15 protein-coding genes, 3 pseudogenes and 1 riboswitch are annotated in these 18,232 nt (G+C 72.9%); of the genes and pseudogenes, 7 read left to right on the top strand and 11 right to left on the bottom strand.

The genetic code is table 11. The features are described from left to right. The first annotated feature begins 127 nt into the window (after nt 1-127). Nucleotides 128-1,117 carry a GTP 3',8-cyclase MoaA gene (gene moaA / locus EMA09_RS03960; protein WP_129838928.1) on the top strand — a complete coding sequence of 330 codons (990 nt, stop codon included), beginning with the start codon at nt 128-130 and terminating at the stop codon, nt 1,115-1,117. Here moaA and EMA09_RS03955 read toward each other — a convergent pair. The 3 genes from EMA09_RS03955 to tyrS form a co-directional block, all read right to left on the bottom strand. Further along, nucleotides 1,100-1,369 carry a hypothetical protein gene (locus EMA09_RS03955; protein ID WP_129838926.1) on the bottom strand — a complete coding sequence of 90 codons (270 nt, stop codon included), beginning with the start codon at nt 1,367-1,369 and terminating at the stop codon, nt 1,100-1,102. The two genes, moaA and EMA09_RS03955, sit on opposite strands and share 18 nt — an antisense overlap. Nucleotides 1,370-1,680: 311 nt before the next feature. Beyond that, nucleotides 1,681-2,019: a DUF3099 domain-containing protein gene (locus EMA09_RS03950; RefSeq protein ID WP_129838924.1), complete on the bottom strand. Its 339-nt coding sequence runs from the start codon at nt 2,017-2,019 to the stop codon at nt 1,681-1,683. 41 nt (nt 2,020-2,060) lie between these two features. After that, entirely contained in the window at nt 2,061-3,461 is a 1,401-nt protein-coding gene (gene tyrS / locus EMA09_RS03945) for a tyrosine--tRNA ligase (protein WP_129838922.1), read from the bottom strand. Between the two features lie 180 nt (nt 3,462-3,641). Between tyrS and EMA09_RS03940 the strand changes: the two genes are divergently transcribed. Continuing rightward, nucleotides 3,642-4,439 (top strand): alpha/beta fold hydrolase, encoded by a 798-nt coding sequence (locus tag EMA09_RS03940; RefSeq protein ID WP_129838920.1) that lies wholly within the window; start codon nt 3,642-3,644, stop codon nt 4,437-4,439. Nucleotides 4,440-4,462: 23 nt separating this feature from the next. Beyond that, nucleotides 4,463-5,230 (top strand): MerR family transcriptional regulator, encoded by a 768-nt coding sequence (locus EMA09_RS03935; protein ID WP_129838918.1) that lies wholly within the window; start codon nt 4,463-4,465, stop codon nt 5,228-5,230. Nucleotides 5,231-5,304: 74 nt separating this feature from the next. Here EMA09_RS03935 and EMA09_RS03930 read toward each other — a convergent pair. Further along, a pseudogene (locus EMA09_RS03930) lies at nt 5,305-6,087 on the bottom strand (inositol monophosphatase family protein); the annotation flags it as partial. Between the two features lie 96 nt (nt 6,088-6,183). Between EMA09_RS03930 and EMA09_RS03925 the strand changes: the two are divergent. Then, nucleotides 6,184-7,059: a glycosyltransferase gene (locus EMA09_RS03925; RefSeq protein WP_129838916.1), complete on the top strand. Its 876-nt coding sequence runs from the start codon at nt 6,184-6,186 to the stop codon at nt 7,057-7,059. A gap of 32 nt (nt 7,060-7,091) precedes the next feature. Here the strand turns inward: EMA09_RS03925 and EMA09_RS03920 are convergent, their stop codons facing one another. From EMA09_RS03920 to EMA09_RS03905, 4 genes and pseudogenes are all read right to left on the bottom strand, one after another. Further along, nucleotides 7,092-7,946 carry a bifunctional 5,10-methylenetetrahydrofolate dehydrogenase/5,10-methenyltetrahydrofolate cyclohydrolase gene (locus EMA09_RS03920; protein ID WP_129838914.1) on the bottom strand — a complete coding sequence of 285 codons (855 nt, stop codon included), beginning with the start codon at nt 7,944-7,946 and terminating at the stop codon, nt 7,092-7,094. A gap of 22 nt (nt 7,947-7,968) precedes the next feature. Beyond that, nucleotides 7,969-8,056, bottom strand: a riboswitch (ZMP/ZTP riboswitch). Nucleotides 8,057-8,164: 108 nt separating this feature from the next. Then, nucleotides 8,165-8,956: an ABC transporter permease gene (locus EMA09_RS03915; RefSeq protein ID WP_129838912.1), complete on the bottom strand. Its 792-nt coding sequence runs from the start codon at nt 8,954-8,956 to the stop codon at nt 8,165-8,167. After that, a pseudogene (locus tag EMA09_RS03910) lies at nt 8,953-9,894 on the bottom strand (ATP-binding cassette domain-containing protein). Before EMA09_RS03910 ends, EMA09_RS03915 begins: the two are co-directional and overlap by 4 nt. Nucleotides 9,895-9,920: 26 nt before the next feature. Then, complete coding sequence (locus EMA09_RS03905) at nt 9,921-10,592, bottom strand: DUF4097 family beta strand repeat-containing protein (protein ID WP_129838910.1); 672 nt, start codon at nt 10,590-10,592, stop codon at nt 9,921-9,923. A 225-nt stretch (nt 10,593-10,817) separates the two neighbouring features. Here EMA09_RS03905 and EMA09_RS03900 point away from each other — a divergent pair, with 225 nt between their 5' ends. Beyond that, nucleotides 10,818-11,576, top strand: a complete 759-nt coding sequence (locus EMA09_RS03900) for a helix-turn-helix domain-containing protein (protein ID WP_129838908.1) — start codon at nt 10,818-10,820, stop codon at nt 11,574-11,576. A gap of 275 nt (nt 11,577-11,851) precedes the next feature. Here the strand turns inward: EMA09_RS03900 and EMA09_RS03890 are convergent, their stop codons facing one another. The 3 genes and pseudogenes from EMA09_RS03890 to EMA09_RS03880 all read right to left on the bottom strand — a co-directional run bounded on the left by EMA09_RS03890 (nt 11,852) and on the right by EMA09_RS03880 (nt 16,417). After that, the gene (locus EMA09_RS03890; protein WP_129838906.1) at nt 11,852-13,075 is read right to left on the bottom strand and encodes a hypothetical protein; all 1,224 of its coding nucleotides are present in this window, start codon (nt 13,073-13,075) and stop codon (nt 11,852-11,854) included. Nucleotides 13,076-13,361: 286 nt separating this feature from the next. Continuing rightward, nucleotides 13,362-14,767: pseudogene (locus EMA09_RS03885) on the bottom strand (metallopeptidase TldD-related protein). A 123-nt stretch (nt 14,768-14,890) separates the two neighbouring features. Beyond that, the gene (locus EMA09_RS03880; protein WP_129838904.1) at nt 14,891-16,417 is read right to left on the bottom strand and encodes a TldD/PmbA family protein; all 1,527 of its coding nucleotides are present in this window, start codon (nt 16,415-16,417) and stop codon (nt 14,891-14,893) included. Nucleotides 16,418-16,696: 279 nt separating this feature from the next. Here EMA09_RS03880 and fabG point away from each other — a divergent pair, with 279 nt between their 5' ends. Together fabG and fabI are read left to right on the top strand one after the other, a co-directional pair. Beyond that, on the top strand, nt 16,697-17,416 hold the full coding sequence (fabG, locus tag EMA09_RS03875) for a 3-oxoacyl-[acyl-carrier-protein] reductase (RefSeq protein ID WP_129838902.1): 720 nt from the start codon (nt 16,697-16,699) through the stop codon (nt 17,414-17,416). Nucleotides 17,417-17,418: 2 nt separating this feature from the next. After that, nucleotides 17,419-18,198, top strand: a complete 780-nt coding sequence (gene fabI, locus EMA09_RS03870; RefSeq protein ID WP_129838900.1) for an enoyl-ACP reductase FabI — start codon at nt 17,419-17,421, stop codon at nt 18,196-18,198. The last annotated feature ends 34 nt before the right edge of the window (nt 18,199-18,232 follow it).

The following is an 18,232-nucleotide window of genomic DNA, read 5'->3' as shown; positions in this document are numbered from 1 at the left end:
GAAGGTCCCGGGCACGCGGCCCGATCGCCTCCGGTCCGCTGTCGGACCCGTGACGTACGCTGCCGGTATCCGGCCCGGAAGAACTGGCCAGAAACGACCAGGCGCGAACGCGGCGGAGGTTCCCCCCATGCTGCTCGACACCCACGGCCGCAGGGCAACCGACCTGCGCGTCTCCCTCACCGACCGGTGCAATCTCCGCTGCACGTACTGCATGCCGGAGGAAGGGCTCGCCTGGCTCGGCCGGCCCGAGCTGCTGACGGACGACGAGATCGTCCGCCTCGTCGGCCTCGCCGTCCGCGAACTCGGTGTCACCGACGTCCGGTTCACCGGTGGTGAGCCGCTGCTCCGCCCCGGCCTCGTCGGCATCGTCGAGCGCTGCGCGGCGCTCGCCCCCCGGCCACGCCTCTCCCTCACGACGAACGGCGTCGGGCTCGCCCGCACCGCGGCCGCCCTGCGCGCCGCGGGCCTCGACCGGGTCAACGTCTCCCTCGACACCCTCGATCCGGAGACGTTCCACCGCCTCACCCGCCGCCGCCGGCACGCCGACGTCCTCGCCGGCCTCGACGCGGCCCGCGCCGCCGGGCTCACCCCCGTGAAGGTCAACTCGGTCCTCATGCCCGGCGTCAACGACACGGAGGCCCCCGACCTCCTCGCCTGGGCCATCGCCCACGGCTACGAACTCCGGTTCATCGAGCAGATGCCGCTGGACGCCCAGCACGGCTGGCAGCGCGACGGCATGGTCACGGCCGACGCCGTCCTCGCGTCCCTCCGCACCCGTTTCGCCCTCACCCCGGAGGACGGCGGCCTGCGCGGCTCGGCCCCGGCCGAACGCTGGCTGGTCGACGGCGGCCCGCACCGGGTCGGCGTCATCGCGTCCGTCACGCGCCCGTTCTGCCGCGCCTGCGACCGGACCAGGCTCACGGCGGACGGCCAGGTGCGGAACTGCCTGTTCGCCCGCGAGGAGACGGACCTGCGCGGCGCCCTGCGCGGCGGCGCCGACGACACGGAGCTGGCCCGCCTGTGGCGGGCCGCGATGTGGGGCAAGAAGGCGGGCTCGGGACTGGACACCCCCGGCTTCACGCAGCCGGAGCGCCCGATGTCAGCGATCGGCGGCTGACCCCCCGGCCGCGCCGGCCGGCCGGTCCTCCCACTCGCCCAGCGCGACGACCTCCTTCAGGAAGCCCCGCACCCCGAGGAAGTGCGACAGATACTCGCGGTGGTCCTCGCACGCCGTCCACGTCTTGCGCCGCTCGGGCGTGTGGAGCTTCGGGTTGTTCCACGCGAGGACCCACTCCGCCGGCGCCCGGCACGCCTTCGCGGAACACACGACGGCGGCGTCCCCGTCCGGCGCACCACCCGGCTCGTTCATCACATGTCCCACCCTTCACGGTCGCATCACACCCGCACTTCTTCCACACCGGACGCGCGGTCGCGGCGGGGACGGGCGGGGGAAAGCTTAGTGCGGCGCCGGAAAACACCTCGGCACACGGCGACGCCGGGCAGCCACGGGGGGAGCCGCCCGGCGTCGTAACGTCGCTCCGACGGGGGATGCGGAGCGCTCTAGAAGTATGACATGCAATGCCCGTCCCAGCGCAGTGGAACGCGTCAATTCGCGCCGGGCCGCTACTGTTTCACGCCTTCCCGCCCCTCGCGCCCGCCCTCCGCGCGCCCCCGGAAGGGTCAGTTCCGGTTGTGCAGGTGCTCGTCGGCCGGCGGCAGGGCGGACCGTCCCGACGTGAGAAGTGCGGACGGGAGGGACGGCACGTTCTCCCGGCCGGCGTTCGCGACGACGACGGCGATGTACGGCAGCAGCGCGCCCGCCACCAGCGTGACGACCGCGACGGGCCTGCTCACGTTCCACAGCAGCACGGTCGCGATGACGGCGACGGTCCGGATCAGCATCGAGATCACGTACCGCCGCTGCCGTCCCCGCACATCGTCGGTCAGCCCCTGGCGGGCACCCGTGATCCGGTAGACCTCGCCGCCACCGGCCGGCTTCTTCCCTGTCCGCGTACGCATGTCACATCACCCGCGTCCACGGTACGCCTGCCGTCCGCGGCTCAGGACGCGACCCGGGCCAGCTTCCGCCCGGCCTTCAGGTACACGCCCCCGGGGGCACCGCCCGCGCGCTCGGCGACGATCTCGGCGAGGGGCCGCAGCGCGTCACCCTCGGCCAGGACCTCGGTCCGCTGCCCGCCGGCCTCCTCCACGACGAGCCGCAGCCCGTTCTGCTTGGCGAGCCGCCGCGCCGCCGACGCCGACGCCGCGAAGCCGAGGACGCCGGTCAGCACCGCCGTCACGGCCTCGGCGCCGTGGGCCGCGAGGGACACCTCGGGCAGCGCCTCGACCTCGGTGAAGCTCCGGCGCGAGAACTGCGCCGCGAACGCCTCGCGCGCCGCCATCGCCGTGTCCACGTCGTACAGGGCGGCCACGATCTCGCCGGCCAGGACCCGCTTCAGGTCCATCGGGTGCAGCGTCCCGTCGGCGATCCGCTGTGTGGTGAGCATCACCTCGGCGTCGGTCCACTCGGTGAGGGACCGCAGCCACGGGTCCATCAGCCGGTCCGGGATCGACATGGCCTTGCCGAACAGGTCGTCGGCGGACGCGGACAGGCCGATGTAGTTGCCCTTCGACTTGGACATCTTCGCGCCCGACCCGTCGGTGCCCTCGATCAGCGGCATGGTGACGACGAGCTGCGGACGCTGCCCGTAGATCTCCATGACGCGCCGCCCCATCTGGAGGTTGAGGAGCTGGTCGACGCCGCCGAGCTCCACGTCGCACTCGATCTCGGCCGAGTCGATCGCCATGGCGACCGGGTAGATCAGCTCCGACATCGACAGGCCGTGCCCGGCCTCCAGGCGGGTGCGGAAGTCCTCGCGCTGGAGCAGCGCGGACGCGGACACCTGCGACAGGATGCCGATGAGCCGGGGGAGCGTGATCCCGGCGAGCCACTCGCTGTTGTGCCGGAACCTGACCCGGTCGAAGTCGAAGAACGGCCGGACCTGCTCCCGGTACCCCGCGAGGTTGCGCGCGATGTCCTCGTCGGTGAGCGGCGGGCGCTCCGTCGACCGGCCGCTCGGGTCGCCGATCCGCGCCGTGATGTCGCCGATGATCAGCGTCACGTCGTGCCCCATCCGCTGGAAGCGGCTCAGCACGATCATCGGGACGGCGTGCCCGATGTGGACGTCGCTGCCGGTGGGGTCGATGCCGAGCTTGACGTGCAGGCCGCGCCCCTCGGCGCGGGCGGCGTCGATGCGCTCGGTGAGCGACTCGGCGGACGGCAGGATGTTCACGGCACCGGCGGCGACCAGCTCGGCCTGCTCGGCCGGCGGCAGGTCGGAGAGATCCAGATAACGCCGGGCGCTCGTCTCCGTCAGCAGCTCCCGCACGGTGGCGGCGGAGGAGAGGTCCTGCGTCAGCAGCGCGGTGGCGCGCTTCACGGAGTCGCCGAGGCGTGTCACGTTCGGTCCAGAGGGTCGTCGCGGATGGTGGGAACCCGCCCATCCTACGGTCGTCCGACGCCACCGGCCGTGCGCGGGTCGGGGCTCCCCCGCGGGCACCGCGCGGTTGACCCTGACGCAGGGGCAACCCCGCAGCATGGCCGGGCACGACGGGGAGCCGGACGAGAGAGGCGACAGAAGATGAGGCACTTCACGATCGACCACGACGGTGTCACGATCGCGGTCTCCCGCGGTGGCCGAGGGCGCCCGCTGGTCCTGTGTCCTGGGCTCAACACGACACAGGACGACCTGCGCGAACTGATCGGGCTCCTGCGGCGCGACCACGACGTGGTGACATTCGACCTCCGGGGCCACGGCCTGTCCTCGGCCGCCGACCGCTACTCGTTCGACGGGTTCCTGAGCGACCTCGGCGCCGTGCTGGCGAAGACGTCACGCCTCGCCCCGGCCTGGGAGGCGCCCCTGCTCGTGGGCTACTCCCTGGGCGCGGACCTGGCCGTGCACCATGCCGCCGCGCATCCCGGCGGCTTCGCGGGTCTCGTCCTCGTCGACGGGGCGAACCCGCTCCCCGAGCCGTTCATCACCGAGGCCGACACGGCGGCGTTCCGCGCCCTGGCCGAAGACCTGGCGACGCGGCAGACGACCGGGCACATCGGCAACGCCGCACGGCGGGTGCTGCTCACCGCCGAGGAGATCCACGCCCTGAACCTGGAGGTCGACGTGGTCCGCTCCTCGCTCCTCGACCGGTATCGTCGCATCGACCGGCCGATCACCATGATCATGTCCACCGCGATCGCCGGTGACAGCACCGAGGGGCGCGCTCCGCGGCACAACCGGCTCTGGCGCGCGGGCGCCGAACGCCTCGTCCGCGAGCGGCCGCACGTGTCCGCGACCTGGCTGGACGCCGACCACGGGCTCGTCCTCACGCACGCCCCGAAGATCGCGCGGATCATCGGGACCGCGTACCGTCCGGCCCGCTGAGCAGACACCGGGGGACCGAATCCATGCTGACCATCGGCGAGCTGGCGTCGTACGCCGGGGTGACGGTGCGCGCGGTGCGGCACTACCACGCCAGGGGGTTGCTGCCGGAGCCCGAGCGTGACCACGCCGGCTACCGGCGATACGACGCCGGAGCCGTCGTCGAACTCATCCGCATCCGCACCCTCGCCGGGGCGGGCGTCCCGCTGGCGCGCGTCCGGGAACTGCTGCGGGCCGGTGAGGAGGAGTTCGCCACGGCGGTCGCCTCGATCGACGAGCGGCTGCGGTCGGAGATCCGGGAACGGCAGCGCCTTCGCGAGCGGATCGCCCGCCTCGCCGCCGGGGACGGCCTGGCGCTGCCGCCGGAAGTGGTCGCGCATCTCGACCGGCTGCGGGCACTGGGCGTGGACGAGCGGATCGTCCGGGTGGAACGCGACGGTTGGATCCCGCTGGCCGCGCGCTCGCCCGAGCGGGTCGCGGAGTGGGTGGCGCGCAAGCGCGAGCAGATCGCCGACCCGCGGTTCGCCGGCTTCTACCGGACCCTGAGCCGTGCCCTCGACCGGCCCGACGACGATCCGCTGCTGGCCGACCTCGCCGACGAACTGGCCGCCCACCTCACGCAGATGGCCGACGAAGAGGGCGACGACTATGTCGACGACACCGGCGTCGAGCCGTCGTTCGCCCGGCTGATGGACGCGCTGGCCTTCGACGCCGTGCCACCGGCCCGCAGGCTCATCGAGCTGCTGGAGGAACGCGGCTGGTCCGGCTGGACCAGACTCCGGCGCGTGCGCTGACGGCGTCCCGGGCGCCGCGGTGCCCTCCTCCGGCCGCCCCGCGGCCCGCCGTCACCGGAGCCGGGGGCGCCGTGGATGATCGACATCAGGAGGGCGTGTGTGTCGGCGTCCGCCGCGGCCACCAGGCCGCGGGCGCCCTGTCCGACGGGGGCGCCGTCGATGCCGGTGACCACGCAGCCGGCCGCCCGGCACAGGGCGATGCCGGCGGCGAAGTGCACGCTTTCCGAGAGGTCGCCGCCGTCCGTGACGTACGCGGCGCGCCTGCCCGCAGCGACCCAGGCCAGCGCCAGCGACGTGGAGACGACCCGGGGCCGGAACCGTTCGATGAACACCGGATGGGCCAGCACGTCCGTGGCCCGGAACGCGGGCGCGCCGGGGAACGGCGGGTCCAGGTTCACGTCCACGAGCCGCGTGGCCGATGTGGGTGTCAGGGGCGCGTCGGCTCCGTCGCGCCGGACGCGGGCGCTTCGGCCGTCGGTCAGGAACACCTCGTCGGCGAAGGGGTCGGCGACCGCCGCGGGACCGCCGAGCAGCGCCACGTTGACCGCCACGCACAGCATGCCGGCGGCGTGGTTCAGCGTGCCGCACAACGGGTCCACCAGCCACTGGCGTTCGGCACCGGCGGCGCCCTGCCGTCCGCCCTCCTCGCCGAGCAGCGCGTCATCGGGCCTGGCGGCGCGGATGACACCCACGATCGCCCGCTCGGACTCGATGTCGGCGGCGGTCGCGAAGTCCCCTGCGCCCTTGTCGACGCGGGCGAGCCGTTCGCCGAACCCGGCACGCACGATGGCGGCGCCCGCGCGTGCGGCGGCCACGGCGAGTTCGGTGTCGTCGGGGTCCGAACCGGAATCGATCACACCGCGCAGACTAATGGCACGCACTCCTCAGCAGGGCGGACACGGGTGATCAGGCACTAGCATCGGCGTCGCCGCCGACCACTGGAGTTCGCCCTCATGTCACTGCCGCGTATCGGAGTCGTCGTCGTGACCATGGGCACGCGTCCGCGTGAACTGGAGGCCCTGCTCGCGTCGGTGGAGAAGCAGGACGTCGCGGCCGAGCGGGTCGTGCTGGTGGGGAACGCGACGCCGCTCACCGATGTCGCGACGGACGCCACGAAGGTCCCGCTGACGGACAACCTGGGCTGCCCCGGCGGCCGCAACGTCGCCCTGCGCCTGCTGCGGGACGCGGGCGATGTCGACGTCGTGGTCGAACTGGACGACGACGGCCTGCTCGTCGCCGACGACGTGTTCCGCACGGTCCGGCGGCTGTTCGCCGAGGACCCGCGGCTCGGCATCGTCGGGTTCAGGGTCGCCGACGAGCACGGCCACACGGAGCGCCGCTGGGTGCCGAGGCCCGGGGCCGCCGATCCGATGCGCGGCGGTGAGGTCACCGGTTTCCTGGGCGGGGGCCACGGCCTCTCGATGCCCATGCTCCGGCAGATCGGCCTGTGGCCGGGGGAGTTCTTCTTCGGCCACGAGGAGTCCGACCTCGCCTGGCGGGCGCTCGACGCGGGCTGGCGGATCCTGTACGAGCCGGACCTCGTCCTGCAGCACCCGAGGACGTCCCCCGCCCGGCACGCGGGCCACTACCGGTTCACCGCGCGGAACCGCGTCTGGCTGGCCCGGCGCCGCCTGCCGGCGGCCCTGGTCCCCGTCCACCTGGGCGTGTGGATCGTCCTCACCACGCTGCGGACGCGGTCGCCGGGCAGTCTGCGGGCGTGGTGGGGCGGCTTCTTCGAGGGCCTGCGGACACCGTGCGGCCCGCGCCGCCCGATGCGGTGGCGCACGGTCTGGCGCATGACCCGCCTGGGCCGCCCGCCGATCCTCTGACGTGCCGTGGGGCCGGCGGGCGGTCGCGGACGTCAGCGCGCCTGCACCCCCAGTTGGTGTGCGGCGGCCCGCACGGTCTGCGCGAGCAGGACCGCGATGGTCATCGGCCCGACCCCGCCGGGGACGGGAGTGATCAGGCCGGCCCGGGCGCGGGCGGTGTCGAAGTCGACGTCGCCGACGTTGCCCGCGTTGTACCCGGCGTCGATCACGACCGCGCCGGGCTTGATGTCCTCGCCGCGGATCAGCCGGGGCCGGCCCACGGCCGCGACGACGATGTCCGCCTCCCGGACGATCGCCGGCAGGTCCGCGGTGCGCGAGTGGCAGTACGTCACGGTGGCGTCCCCCGCGAGCAGCAGCATCCCGACCGGCCTGCCGAGGATCGCGCTGCGGCCGACCACCACGGCGCGCTTGCCCGCGAGGCCGACGTCGTACGCGTCGAGCAGCCGCATGATCCCGCCGGGCGTGCAGGACACGAACCCGGGAAGTCCGAAGCCCATCGCGGCGAAGGAGTGCATCGTGACCCCGTCGACGTCCTTCTCCGGGGCGATGGCCTCGAACGCCGCACGCTCGTCGATGTGCGGGCCGGCGGGATGCTGCATCAGGATGCCGTGCACGTCCGGATCGGCGGACAGATCCGCGATCGTCGCGACCAGTTCGGCCGTCGTGGTCGAGGCGGGCAGGGCGATGTGGCGCGACCCGATGCCGGCCTTGGCGCACCGGTTCCTCTTCATGCGGACATAGGTGACGGACGCGGGGTCCTCGCCCACCAGGACCGTCGCCAGGCAGGGGGCGGTTCCCGTGCGCCGGGTGATGTCGGCGGCCGCGGCGGTGGTCTCCTCGACGAGGCGCCGCGCGAGAGCGGTTCCGTCCATGAGCTGTGCGGGCATTCGTGTCTCCCGGGCATTGCTGACCACTCGCCCAGGCGCACCGGCATTCGGCATCTCGCCGGGCCGCTCCCCGGTGGTGCTCCACCTCAGCGCCAGTCACGGCCCGGGAAGCACTGTAGCCGTACGCGGAAAGGGCGGCGTACTCCGGCGTGGTGCCGGGGGTACGCCGCCCTGGGGCGGTGGCCGTGCGGCGGGGCGTGCCCGCGCCGTCACGGCGGTCACCTGGGGTCGCGGTTGAACACCGACTTCGACCAGAGGTAGCCGAGAAGGGTCAGCGCCAGGCTCCAGGCGATCGCGAGCCACCCGTTGTGGCCGATCTCGCTGCCGAGCAGCAGGCCGCGCAGGGACTCGATGACGGGGGTGAACGGCTGGTACTCGGCGACCGGCTGGAACCAGCCGGGCATCGCGTCGATCGGGACGAACGTGCTGGAGATCAGGGGCAGGAAGATCAGCGGCAGCGCGTTGTTGCTCGCCGCCTCGGCGTTGGGGCTGACCATGCCCATCCCGACGGCGATCCAGGTGAGGGCCGTGGCGAACAGGACGAGCAGTCCGAAGGCCGCGAGCCATTCCAGGACGGTGGCGTCGGTGGAGCGGAAGCCGATGGCGAAGGCGACCACACCGACGAAGACGACGCTCAGGACGGCCTGCAGGACGCTGCCGACGACGTGCCCGATGAGTATGGAGCCGCGGTGGATCGCCATGGTGCGGAAGCGGGCGATGATGCCCTCGGTCATGTCGTTGGAGATGGACACCGCGGTGCCGATCGTGGTGCTGCCGATGGTCATCAGCAGCAGGCCCGGCACGAGGAAGGCGACGTAGTCGGAGCGGTCCGCGTCGCCGCCGCCGATGCCCGTGCTCAGCACGTCCCCGAAGAGGTAGACGAAGAGCAGCAGGAGCATCACCGGGGTGAGCAGCAGGTTCAGGGTGAGGGACGGGTAGCGCCTGGCGTGCAGGAGATTGCGGCGCAGCATGGTGGAGGAGTCGCGCACGGCGAGGGAGAGGGTGCTCATCGGTCGTTCTCCTTGGGCTGGTCGCCGGTGAGGGCGAAGAACACGTCGTCGAGGTCGGGGGTGTGGACGGTCAGTTCGTCGGCCTCGACGCCGGCGGTGTCCAGCCGGTCGAGGAGGGCGCGCAGTTCGCGCTGCGTCCCGTCGGACGGGACGCGGAGGGTGAGTGCCTGGTCGTCGAGGGACGTGGTGTCCAGGACGTCGGCCGCGGAGCGGTAGGCGGCCGGGTCCGTGAAGCGGAGGCGGATGTGGCCGCCGGGGACGATGCGCTTCAGCTCGTCCGCGGTGCCCTCGGCGGCGATGGTGCCGTTGTGGAGGACGGCGATGCGGTCGGCGAGTTCGTCGGCCTCCTCCAGGTACTGGGTGGTGAGGAAGACCGTGACGCCGCCGGTGACGAGTTCGCGGATGATGCCCCACATCGAGTGCCGGGAGCGGGGGTCGAGCCCCGTGGTGGGCTCGTCGAGGAAGATGATGCGCGGGTCGCCGACGAGCGTCATGGCGATGTCGAGGCGGCGCTTCATGCCGCCGGAGTAGGTGGAGGCGGGCTTCTTCGCCGCGTCGGCGAGGTCGAACCGTTCCAGGAGTTCGGCGCTGACCCGCCGGCCCTCGCGCTCGGACAGGTGCTGCAGGTCCGCCATCAGGAGCATGTTCTCCTCGCCGGTGATCAGCCCGTCGACGGCCGAGAACTGGCCGGTGACACCGATCGCGGAGCGGACGGACTACGGGTCGGCGGCGATGTCGTGCCCGCCGACGCGGACCTCGCCGGCGTCGGGGCGGATCAGGGTGGAGAGGATCTTCACGGCGGTGGTCTTGCCCGCGCCGTTCGGGCCGAGCAGGGAGAAGATCGTTCCTTCGGGGACGGTCAGGTCGACGCCGTCGAGCACGGTGTGGTCGCCGTAGGACTTGCGCAGACCGCTTGCCGCGATGGCCGGGGTGGTCATGGTGGATGCTCCTCGGAAGCTGTCGGTCACAGGCTGCGGGCGACGATGTCGCCGTGGGCGGTGGTCGCGTGGATGGTCAGGCCGGCGGCGGCGCCGTCGGCGTTCTTGAGCGAGTTCTCGATGCGGCCGTAGCCGGTGCCGGCGTCCAGGGAGGCGGAGACCCCGGCGGCGGCGCCGATCGTGATGCCGCCCTGCTCGGTGCGGAGGGTCACCGTGCCGCGCACGGCCTCGGCGACGGTGATGTCGCCCTTCTGCGTGCTGATCTCGCCGGGACCGGTGAGGCGGCCGACCGAGATGTCGCCCGCGCTGAGGGTGATACGGGCGCCGGCGGCCTCGTCGAGTTCGACCGAGCCCCGCGCGCTCTCCAGGGAGACCTCGCCGAGACGGCCGCTGGCGCGGAGTTCGGTGTCGGCCGTCGCGACCCGGACCGACGAGCCGGCGGGGAGGTGGACCGTCACCTCGACGGATCCGGAGGCGCCGAACATCTGGTTCCTGGCCTCCGGGGCCTCGATCCGCAGGACGCCGTCGGCGAGGGAGACCGTGGTCTGCTCCGCGGCCTTCGTGTCGCGGCCCTTGGAGGCGTCCGCCGGCAGGACCCCGACCGTGGTGTCGGCGCGGTCGGCGGCGATGAACCGGACGCGCCCGGCGGGGATGTCGAGGACGGTGGAGATGGGGGCGGGGGTGGTGAAGGTCTGCATCGTTCTCTTCCTTCGGCTCGTTGTTTCCGACGACGCAAAAGCTACGTTGCATTCACGGATCCCGCAACGCTTGCGTTGCATCAAAACTCAATCACCGCAGGTCAGATGGCAGAATTCGTTGCAACGAGAATGTCGCTTAACGCAACGAAGTGGCTTGGGTCGTTGCAATCTAACGGTGAGTGGTCGGTATGCTGCGGTGACGTACCGACGATGGAGGAGGCCCGGATGCCGGGAGGCAGGCTCACACAGCAGGAACGCCAGCAGATCGCGTCCGGACTGGCGGACGGCCTCGCGTACGCGGAGATCGCCAGGCGTCTGGACCGCCCGACGTCGACGGTCACGCGCGAGGTGACGCGCAACGGCGGCCCGGCCGGCTACCGGGCCGACCTGGCCCACCGCACCGCCGAGCGCCGCGTCAAGCGCCGCAGGCAGGCCGTGCCCCGGGCGCAGCAGGCACCCGAGCAGTCCCACGGGCGTGACGCCGAGGCCGTGCGCGAGTTCGAGGAACTGTTCACCACCGTCCTCATGGCCTCGGGGCTGCCCAAGATGATGGCCAGGGTGCTGGCCGGCCTCACCCTCGCCGACGCCGGGAGCTGCACGGCGGCCGAACTCGTCCGGCATCTCCAGGTCAGCCCGGCCTCGGTGTCGAAGGCGGTCGCGTACCTGGAGGAGCAGCACCTCATCCGCCGCGACCAGGACGAACGCCGCCGCGACCACTACGTCGTCGACGACGACGTCTGGTACCAGTCGCTGACGGCCAGCGCGCGGGCTTCGGCCGAGCTGGTGGCGATCGCACGGCAGGGCGTCGCCGTCTTCGGCCTCGGGACCCCGGCCGGCGACCGCCTGGACGGCATCGCCCGCTTCAACGACTTCGTGACCGACATCCTCATCCGCGCCACGGAAGAGGCCCGCGAACTGTTCGGCAGGGACACCGGAACACCTCCGGACACCGCCCCCACCGACCCGGACCCCGCCACCGGATAACCGACCGCCCGCTGCCCGTTCGGGGGAGCGGACCATCGGGGAAGACGTCCGATGAAGGTCCTGTCAGGAAATCGTCTCACGGCGTCGCGGTTCCGACTGGGCAGCGGAACGGGCCGTCCTGCGGGTAATCCGCTGGACGGCCCGAATCGGGGAGTGCAGTGGTGAAGCTGGCCGATGAAGGAGGACCAGGCAGCACGGCCCACAGTGAGCCGGTCGCCCTCGATGTCCTTGGAGTCACGGACGTGGGGGTCCCCGCCCGCCGCCGAAGGTGCTGTTCAGATTTCCGGCAGGCAGTCCACCAGGCAGTTCGTGATGGTTCCGATGGACGAGACCGGATCGAGCAGGCAGGTGTTGAGGCCCGGCCCCGCGTCCACCGTGCCTGCGTCGCTGGTGTTGGACACGACCGGCAGCCCGGCGGTCAGTGCGATGGTGTCGTCCCCTCCGGCGCCGGCGACGGTCGCGTCCACCGCGTTGGCGGTCCCGCCCTCCTCGGAGCCCGTGCCGCCCGTGAGGGTGATGGTGTCGCCGCCGTCCCCGCCATCGACGCTCCCGCCCGGCCCGTTGGCGTCACCGCCCTGCGGACCGGTGCTCGCGCCGCCCAGGACGTCGATGTCGTCCCCGGCTGGGCCGCCCTCGACCGTTCCCGTGTTCGCAGCCTCGGGGGCCGGAGCCGCGCTGCCCGTCGAGTCGCCCGCCGCCACGGTGATCGAGACGGGGGACGCGCTGGTCGCGGTGATCGTGCCGGTGTTCCCGGCGCCGCCGCCGACACCGTCGCCGCCGGCGACGGTCATGACCGTGGTGCCCTGCGACGCGTCCCCGGCCGTGATGGTGCCGGTGTTCCCGTCACCGCCGGTGGCGTCGTCCGTGCCCGTGCCGCCCGTGACGGTGAGGGTGCCGGACTCGCCCGCCGTGACGGTGCCCGTGCTCCCGGCCCCGCCGCTGCCGCTGTCGGCCGCGCCGCCGGTCAGGTCGATGGTGGCGTCGGCGCCGCCCGCCTCGATGCCGCCCGAGTTCGCCGCTCCACCGGACGCGCCCGCGCCCTCGCCCCCGCTGATGGAGATGTCCGCCGTGTCGGCCGTCACGGTGATCGTGCCCGCATTGCCGTCCGGCGCCGTTGCCGACGGGGCGCCCGCGCCCGCCACGACGGTCAGTGACGCGGCGTCGCCCGCCAGCTCGACCGTGCCCGTGGGCGCGATGCCCTCGCCCACCAGCGGCAGGATCTCGATCGTGTCCATCGTCCCGCCCGCGACGACCGTCCCGGCCACGGTCCCCGTGACGGTGAGGGTGTTCGTGCCGCCGCTGCCCAGAGCGATCGTCTCCCCATCGGCCAGTGCGCAGGAGCAGACGATCTCGTTGTCCTGCCCGGCCACACCCGAGATCGTGAAGCCGTTCGCCTCCACGGCCACCTGCGGCACGCCGTTCACCATGCAGACCGTCCCCATCGCCCGTGCCGGTGCCACACCGGCGCCGGCGCCCAGCAGGACAGTGGCGAGAAGCACCGCGGCCAGCCGCCCATGGTGGCCGCCCCGCCCCTGTCTTCCGCGTTCTCGCGCCGTCCGCCGCACGGTACTCGACAGGACGGCGGCATTCGCAACCGCACACGTGTCATCGCACGCTCCACTCGGGGTGAGAGGGAAGGGAACCGGCGCGCGCGATCCATGCGCGGCGCCCGGCACCACCAGCACAACCCGTGACCGGAGCGTGCGCAGCCGGTGAGCACCCTGCGGGGTGGCCATTCACCGCAAAGGCTCACCGGCCCCGGCCGTCCGGGCGGCCCGCCGCCGGTCAGACGCCGGTGGCGACCGTGCTCATGTTGAAGTCCGGGACACGCAGCGCCGGCATGGCGACGCGGGCCGCGTCGTCGCCCCACTCGCGGGACCGGCAGCGTTCACGCACCCCGGCCTCGGTCGCGCGGGCCAGCAGATCGACGGGGGACTCGTTGAAGCGGAAGTTGTTCACCTCGGCCGTGACCTCGCCGTCCTCCACCAGGTACACGCCGTCGCGCGTCAGCCCCGTGAGCAGCAGGGTGCGGGGATCGACCTCGCGGATGTACCAGAGCGAGGTGAGCAGCAGGCCGCGTTCCGTGCGGGCGACCAGCTCGTCCAGGGAGGCGGTGCCGCCCGCGTCGAGCAGCAGGTTGCCGGGCAGCGGGTTCACGGGCAGGCCGGTGAGGCGGGCCGTGTGCCGCGAGGTGACGAGCCCGGTGAGCACACCGTCCCGCATCCAGTCCGAACGGCCGAGCGGCAGGCCGTTGTCGAACACCGAGGTGGTCGGCATCATCGCGCTCACGGAGCTGTGCACCATCAGGTGCGGACTCGACGCGAGGCCCGGCGCCGACGGGTCGGACCACAGGTTCACGGGCAGGTGCGCGATCCGCTCGCCGACGCGCGTGCCGCCGCCCTGCCTGCTGAAGACGCTGCGGCCCTCGTGCGCGGTCCGGCCGTCCGCCCTGAACTGCTGGAACGCGACCAGGTCCGCGACGGCCGACGGCGGCAGCAGCGTCTCGTACCGCCCGGCCGGCAGCTCGACGCGCCGGTCGCCCCACGCCAGGCGCCGCGCGAGCGCCGCGTCGAGCGCCACCGGGTCGCAGGCGGCGAAGTCGTCCACCGGCAGCACAGCGAACGAGGTGCGGGCGCGGCCGTGCGACTTGGCGTTCAGCTCGATGTGCCCGGCCGGCTGCTCGTGCCGCAGCCGCAGCCCCGACGACGTGCCGAGCCAGGTCGTCGTCACCCGCCTGCGGGCGAACCCGAACAGCTCGCGCCCGCCCGCCGCCGCGCTCCGGAACGCCTCGCCGAGCGCCGGCGCGAACCCCGCGAACACGTCGGGCTCCGCGCGTCGCGCGGCCTCCTCGTACCCGGGCGCGGTGGCGCCGTCCCCGGGGGCAGCTCCATGGCGTCCTCCGCCACCGGCGACTGCCGCGCCGCCTCCTCGGCCGCCCGCACCAGGTCCGGCACCGCGTCGGGCGTGACGGCCGACCACGACACGACGCCCACCCCCACGCCGTCGTCCCGCCGCACGCCCGCCACGACCGTGACGCGCTGCGCCTGCACCGCGCCATTCGTCGTGAGCGCGTTGCCCGCCCACCGCAGATCCACCGACGACGTCTCGTCGACGAGCACCACCGCGTACTCCGCGCGCGCGGCGCCGAGCGCGCGTTCGACGATTTCCCCGGCCGTCCCGACTTTCCTCATCGCACCGCTCCCGTGTCGTGGCCGCGCACCGTGACGCGTTCGTTCCTGTGCGCCGACGAATGGCGCGTGACCGAAATCCCCGATGTGAACGCGGGCATTACCACCGCGTCCCGTCCCCGTTTCTCACGAGCGGCCCGATTCCCGCGCGGTGTTGAGAACGGTGATTCCCCGGAAGAGCGCCGAGGGACACCCGTGACTCACCGCCGCGACCTGTCCGGGCTGTCCCTTTCCGCACATGAAAGTGCCGCCGAGCACATACGTGTCCGGGCCGCCGACCGCCTCCATCGCGCCCCAGAATTCGGGCGTGCTGCCCTGGTACGCGACATCGCGGAGCTGCCCCGCGAGGCGGCCGTTCTCGATGCGCCAGAACCGCTGCGCCGTGAACTGGAAGTTGTAGCGCTGCATGTCGATGGACCAGGAGCCGCGCCCCTCCACCCAGATGCCCCGCTCCACCCGGCCGATCAGGTCCGCCGTGGCGGGGCCTTCCGGGTCGGGGCGCAGCGACACGTTCGCCATGCGCTGGATCGGCGCGTGCGACGGGGCGTCGGCGAACGCGCAGCCCGTGGACCGCCCGAGGCCCTGGAGCGCGGCCGTACGGCGGTCCGTCTGGTAGCCGACGAGGACACCGTCGCGCACCAGGTCCCACGACTGGGCCGCCACGCCCTCGTCGTCCCAGCCGATCGTGGCGAGCCCGTGCTCGGCCGTGCGGTCGCCGGTCACGTTCATGGCGGGCGAGCCGTAGCGCAGCGTCCCGAGCCGGTCCACGGTGGCGAACGACGTGCCGGCGAACGCCGCCTCGTACCCGAGGGCGCGGTCCAGCTCCGTCGCGTGGCCGACCGACTCGTGGATGGTGAGGAACAGGTTCGACGGGTCGATCACCAGGTCGTACGCGCCGGGCTCCACCGAGGGGGCGGCCATCTTCTCCGCCAGCAGCTCCGGCAGGCGGCCCAGTTCGCCGTCCCAGTCCCAGCCGGTGCCCGTCAGGTACTCCCAGCCGCGCCCGGCGGGCGGGGCGAGGGTGTTCATCGAGTCGAAGCGGCCCGTCGCGGCGTCCACCGAGGTCGCGGTCAGCTCCGGCAGGACGCGGACGCGCTGCTGCGTCGTGACGGTGCCGGCGGTGTCGGCGTAGAACTTGTTCTCCTGCACCGCCCACAGGCGCGCGGTCACGTGCGTCACGCCCCGGCCGCCGAGGAGCCGCGCGCTGCGGTCGGCGAGCAGGCCGACGCGGTCGGCCTCCGGCACGTCGAACGGGTTCACCTCGTACGCCGAGACCCACGTGCGCTCGCCGTGGGACGGTTCAGGGGCCAGCTCGACCGGCGCCGCCGTGCCGGCCGCGGCGCCCGCGCGCGCCGAAAGACGTGCCATCTCCACCGCCCGGGACGCGGCGCGGGCCGCGCCGTCCGGCGTCAGGTCGACACCCGAGGCGAAACCCCACGCGCCGCCGTGGACGACGCGGACCGCGTACCCCGTGTCCGTGCGGTCCTGCGAGCCGGCGAGACGGGCGTCCCGCAGCAGCCAGTTCGCGCTGCGGACGCGCTCCAGCCGGAAGTCGGCGTGGTCGGCGCCCAGGGAACGGGCGCGGGCGAGCGCGGCGTCCGCGAGCGGGCGGCAGGGGAGGGCGAGGAACGAGTCGTCGATGGTGCTCGGCACGGTGTCTCCTGTCCGTGTGCCACGGTGCGGGCGGCGGGGGCGGGCGCAGACGGACGGGCCGGGTGGGACGCCCCGCGCGTAGATCATGCATGGTGAAGGGGGTTCCGCCCAAGGGGTCACCGCCGCCCGGTGCCCGCCCGCACGGGGGTGGGGAGGCGCCGATATCTGTGGGGTTCCCACAGCGGGGCGCCGTACCGCCTGTCACGCCCCGCTCCCTGCCCCGACGGGCCGGGGGACTAGCGTTGTCCGGAGCATACGACTGAGAAAGCAGGTGTTCCCTTGAGCCGCTCGGTTCTGGTCACCGGAGGCAACCGCGGGATCGGCCTGGCCATCGCCCGCACACTGGCCGACGCGGGCGACAAGGTCGCCTTCACCTACCGTTCGGGAGAGCCGCCGAAGGAACTCGTCGAACGCGGCTGCCTCCCGGTCCGCTGCGACATCACCGACGGCGAACAGGTGGAGCAGGCGTACAAAGAGATCGAGGCCGTCCACGGCAAGGTCGAGGGGCTCGTCGCGAACGCGGGCATCACCCGCGACCAGCTCATGCTGCGCATGTCGGAGGAGGACTTCGACTCCGTCCTGCAGACCAACCTCACCGGCACCTTCCGTGTCGTGAAGGCCGCGTCCAAGGGCATGCTGCGCGCGCGGCGCGGCCGGATCGTCCTCATCTCCTCGGTCGTCGCCATGATGGGCTCGCCGGGGCAGGTCAACTACGCCGCCTCCAAGGCGGGTCTGATCGGCTTCGCGCGCTCCGCCGCCCGTGAACTGGGCTCGCGCAACATCACCTGCAACGTCATCACCCCCGGCTGGGTGGACACCGAGATGTCGCGCGCGGTCAGCGAGGAGCGCCGCGCCGCGATGCTGTCGGAGATCCCGCTCGGGCGGTACGCGCAGCCGGAGGAAGTAGCCACCGTCGTCCGCTTCCTGCTCTCCGACGAGGCCACGTACATCACTGGAGCCGTCATCCCCGTTGACGGCGGATTGGGCATGGGTCACTGAACATGAGCGGACTTCTCGCCGGCAAGCGCGTCCTGGTCACCGGGGTGCTCACCGAGTCCTCCATCGCCTTCCACACGGCGCGGCTCGCGCAGGAGGAGGGCGCGGAGGTCGTCCTCACCGGCTTCGGCCGGCTCAGCCTCGTCGAGCGGATCGCCAAGCGGCTGCCGAAGCCCGTTCCCGTCATCGAACTGGACGTGCAGAACGGTGAACACCTCGCCGGGCTCGCCGACAAGGTGCGCGAGCACCTGGGCGAGGGCGTCGGGCTCGACGGTGTCGTCCACTCGATCGGCTTCGCGCCGCAGGACGCGCTCGGCGGGAACTTCCTCAACACGGAGTGGCCCTCGGTCGCCACGGCCGTCGAGGTGTCGGCGTACTCCCTCAAGTCCCTGACGATGGCGCTGCTGCCGCTGCTGGAGCAGCGCGGCGGGTCGGTCGTCGGCATGGACTTCGACGCGCAGGTGGCGTGGCCCAAGTACGACTGGATGGGCGTCGCGAAGGCCGCGCTGGAGGCGACCGCCCGCTACCTGGCGCGGGACCTCGGGGAGAAGAACATCCGGGTCAACCTCGTCTCCGCCGGGCCGATCAAGTCGATGGCGGCCAAGTCCATCCCGGGCTTCGACGAGCTGGCCGACGTCTGGAACAGCCGGTCGCCCATCGGCTGGGACCTGTCCGACCCGGAGCCCGCCGCGCGGGGCGTCGTGGCGCTGCTGTCCGACTGGTTCCCGAAGACGACGGGCGAGGTCGTGCACGTGGACGGCGGCGTCCACATGATGGGCGCCTGAGCCGGCCCGTCCCGCTGTTCCGTCCCCCCGCGAC

Source organism: Streptomyces sp. RFCAC02 (assembly GCF_004193175.1).
In the GTDB taxonomy this organism is placed as follows: Bacteria; Actinomycetota; Actinomycetes; order Streptomycetales; family Streptomycetaceae; genus Streptomyces.
This window is presented reverse-complemented; position numbering and strand designations above follow the sequence as displayed.